We start from the raw sequence: 4,321 nt of genomic DNA on the forward strand, positions 1-4,321 counted from the left end.
TTCAAATATTCACAAAGTCATCTATTAAAACAGGAATAATACCTTCAATATCATCTATAATTAAGGAATTTAAAAGATTTGATGTTGAGAGTGAAATAGTTGAAGAGGCAAGTATTAAGGTAGAGTCAGATACCTTAAAAGGAAAGCTTCAAGATATATCAAAAATACTAGAGCTTTTTAATGATAAGCTTCACCATTCATACATAGATGAAGAGGATGAAATGGAGCTTCTTTCAAGAAAGATTGAGGAGTGTACATATTTAGATGATGCAATAGTATATGTTGATGGATTTGAGGGGATGAATCCAATTCAGCTTAATGTACTTGAAAAGATTTTAGTTAAGGCTAAGGAAGTTAACATTACAATTACAGGTGATATTAAAGGCAAGGGTGGAAGTTTTGATATATTTGCAAGTAGTAAGGAGTTTGAAGAAAGACTTCTTAAAATATGTGAAAAGCTTAATATATCATATAATAAGCCGGTAGATTTAAATTCAATAGAAGAGATTACCCGTCATAGCCAAAGCGCAGAGTTAACCCATCTTGAAAAATATGCATTTAGATTTCCCTTTGTTCCATATAAGGAAAGTACAGAGGACATAGAAATTTTTACTGCTTCTAACCTATATTCAGAAGTTACAGCAGTAGCTAGCAAAATAGTATCTCTTGTTCGTGATTCGGGTTATAAATATAGAGACATTGGGGTTGTAGCGAGAAATATGGACACATATGAACCTTTAGTTCGCAGTATATTTGAGGAAAATAATATCCCTATATATGTTGATAAGAAAAAGGAAGCTATGAAAAATCCTATAGTTGTGTTATTAATTTCAGCACTTGAGGTGCAAAAAAGGCGTTGGAGCTATGAAGGTGTATTTACATACCTTAAGTCAGGTCTTTTAGATGTAAGTAGTGAGGATATTAATATTCTGGAGAACTACGTTATTGAAAATGGAATTAGGGGTAACAGATGGAAAGAGCCATTTACAGTTTACTCTAACCGTAGAATTGAGGGGGAGGACTCTGAGGAGGAAAAGGCCCTACTTATTAGAATCAATGAGGTTAGAAGTAAAGTTATAACTCCACTAGATAATCTTCACACTACATTAAAGGGAGCAGAGTCTGCACGTGATATGTGCCGTGGACTATATGAATTCCTACTTTTAATTGGAGTAGATAAGAAGGTTACAGAGATTATAGATGAATTTAACACTAAGGGAGAAATTCTACTAGCTAGAGAGTATTCACAGGTTTTTGATATATTAGTTGAGGTATTAGATCAGACCGTTGAGATTCTAGGAGATGAGAAGGTTACGGTTAGTGACTTTATAGACCTTATAAGTGTAGGATTCTCAGAATGTACAATAGGTTCAGTTCCATCGGTTATAGATAGTGTATTAATAGCAGGAGTAGACAGAATGAGAACCCAAAGCTCTAAGGTACTTATGATTCTTGGGGTAAATGACGGTATATTCCCAGCCCCTATAGTAGATGAGGGTATAATTTCTGACATAGAAAGAGCAGAGATTAAAGAGGCTGGTATAAAAATAGATATAGACACTAGGGAAAAATCATTTAATGAACAGTATCTAATCTATTCAACACTAACTTCAGCAAGTGAGAAGCTAATACTTTCACACCCAATTGCAGACCATGATGGAAAGACACTTAGACAATCTATAATTTTACATAGACTTAAAAAGGTATTCCCTAAAATAAAAACATCTAGTGATTTGGTAGATAGACTAGATTCAGATATTGAAAATATAGTAACCAAGGCCCCTACATTTAACGCTATGATACTAAAACTTAGAAGGTATTATGAAGGGGGAGGTATAGACCCACTGTGGCTAGACACTTATAGATGGTTTATTAATAATGGGGAAAAGGAAAGAATTGATAATTTACTTTCAGGACTTCACTATACAACCCAGGTTAAGAAGGTTCCAAAGGAGAAGATTAAGGAGATTTATAACAGTAGTAGGCTAAGTGTTTCTCAAATAGAAACCTATTCAAAGTGTCCATTTTCATATTTCGTTAAGTATGGTCTAAAGGGCCGAGAGAGACGTGAGTTTGGGTTTAAGTCACTTGAGATAGGAAGCTTTATGCATAAGGTTCTTGAGGACTTTTCAGATGTTATAAAGAAGGAAGGAGAAGATATTCGTGATGTATCTAAGGAGTGGATTGAGGAGGTTGTAGCATTTATAGTAGATGAGATGCTAGAGAAGATTCCTGATTATGTTCTTAATACATCAGCAAGATATAAATACCTTTCTAAAAGGCTAAAAAGATTAATTGTTAATGCAATAGATATAATTTCCTACCACATTAAGTCAGGAGACTTTGATGCTGTTGGATATGAGGAAGGATTTGGCCCGAATGATAAGTTCCCACCAATTGTTATAGAACTTGAGGATGGGGAGAAGGTAGAACTTGTAGGTAAAATAGATAGACTTGATGAGGCAGATTTAGATGGCGAGAAATATATAAGAATAGTTGACTATAAGTCATCTAAGAGAAAAATAAGTCTATCAGATGTATACTACGGACTTCAGGTTCAGCTACTTGTATATCTAGATGCTATACTTGAAAGCTATGAGAAAACAAGTACACCATCAGCGCCAGGAGGAATGTTCTACTTTAAATTAGATGAGCCTATACTTACATGTGAGTCTAGGGTTTCAGAGGATGAGGCTAGGGACATGATGATGAAGGAATTTAGAATGGAGGGTATTCTACTTAAGGATATGAACCTTGCCCTTGCAATGGACCATGGACTAACTTCTAAGTCTAATATTATTCCTGTTGCAGTTAAGAAGGATGGAGAATTTACAGCTACAACTAATGCTGTAACAATAGATGAATTTAAGACGTTAAGAACCTACGTTAAAAATCTTATATCAGGTCTTTGCACTAAAATGCTAAGTGGAGATATTAGTGTTATGCCATATAAGGATGGGGAGGAAACCCCTTGTCAGTGGTGTGAGTATTCTTCAATTTGTCAGTTTGACACTAGCTTTAAGGACAATGTATATAAGATTACAAAGACACTTAATAAGGACGTAGCAATGGATAAAATAAAAGGGGAGGTAGAGGTAAATGAGTAGTACTAAGTGGACAAAAGAGCAGTTAGATGCTATTGAAACTAAGGGATGTAACCTTCTTGTAGCAGCAGCTGCTGGTAGTGGTAAAACAACTGTACTTGTTGAGAGAATCATTCGTAAAATTCTTGATAAGGATAACCCATGTGATATAGATTCACTACTTGTTGTTACCTTTACTAATGCTGCAGCATCAGAAATGAAGGAAAGAATAGGAGATGCTATAGGTGAGAGAATAGAAAAAGAACCTGAGAACCACTTTCTTCAAAGACAGCTAATACTTCTTAATAAGGCAAGTATTACAACTATACATTCATTTTGTCTTAATGTAATTAAGAACAATTTCCATCTAATAGACCTAGACCCATCCTTTAGAGTAGGGGACACTACTGAGGTTGAGATTCTTAAAAAAGAAGCTATAGAAGAGACAATGGATAGTTTTTATGATGAATCTGATTTAGATTTTTTAGAGTTTGTTGAAAGCTATTCAACAGGTAAGTCGGACTCTAAAATAGAGGAGCTTATTCAAAGAGTATATTCATTTTCTATTAGTTCACCATTTCCTGATATGTGGCTAGATGAAAAAATAGAAATGCTTAATATAGATGAAAGTTTTAACTTCTCACAGTCTATTTGGGGGCAAATTTTACTAAGTGATATTAAAAGAAGTTTTGAGTCCTATAAGGAAGAAGGAGAAAGACTTTTATCACTTATGGAAGTAGAGGATTTCCCAAAGAAGTATATAGATGTATTTAAGGATATGATAAGTATTACCAATATGGCACTTTCTTCAGAAAGCCTTGATAGCCTATCGCTTTCATTAAGTGATGTTAAGCTATCTGCACTTTCAGGTAAGTGTGAAAATGAATTTCTTAAAACAAAGGCATCAAATTTTAAAAAGGATTTTACTGCACTATGTAAAGGTGTTAAGGCATCATGTGATAAGGACAAGGATGATATAAAAACTGAAATTAATACATCACATAGACTTATGGGTGTACTTGTTAAAATGGTGAAAAAGTTCTCAAGTATTTTTGCAGGGAAGAAAAGAGAAAGACTTATTATAGACTTTAATGATATTGAACACTTTGCACTTAATATTTTAACTGAAAATATAGACGGAGAAATTAAGCCAAGCAAAACTGCACTTGAGTATAGGGAAAGGTATAGGGAGATACTTGTTGATGAGTATCAGGATAGTAACTATGTTCAGGAGTATA

At 34.1% G+C, this 4,321-nt stretch carries 2 protein-coding genes; both read left to right on the top strand.

The genetic code is table 11. The features are described from left to right. Positions 1 to 3,107: helicase-exonuclease AddAB subunit AddB (gene addB / locus RR539_RS10480; RefSeq protein WP_332500419.1), on the top strand; the 3,107-nt coding region annotated here is incomplete at its 5' end. Beyond that, a partial coding sequence (locus tag RR539_RS10485; protein ID WP_332500420.1) for a UvrD-helicase domain-containing protein occupies positions 3,100 to 4,321 on the top strand: 1,222 nt, incomplete at its 3' end. The genes addB and RR539_RS10485, both read left to right, overlap by 8 nt.

The organism is Clostridium sp., assembly GCF_036639235.1.
Taxonomy (GTDB): domain Bacteria; phylum Bacillota; class Clostridia; order Clostridiales; family Caloramatoraceae; genus Clostridium_AB.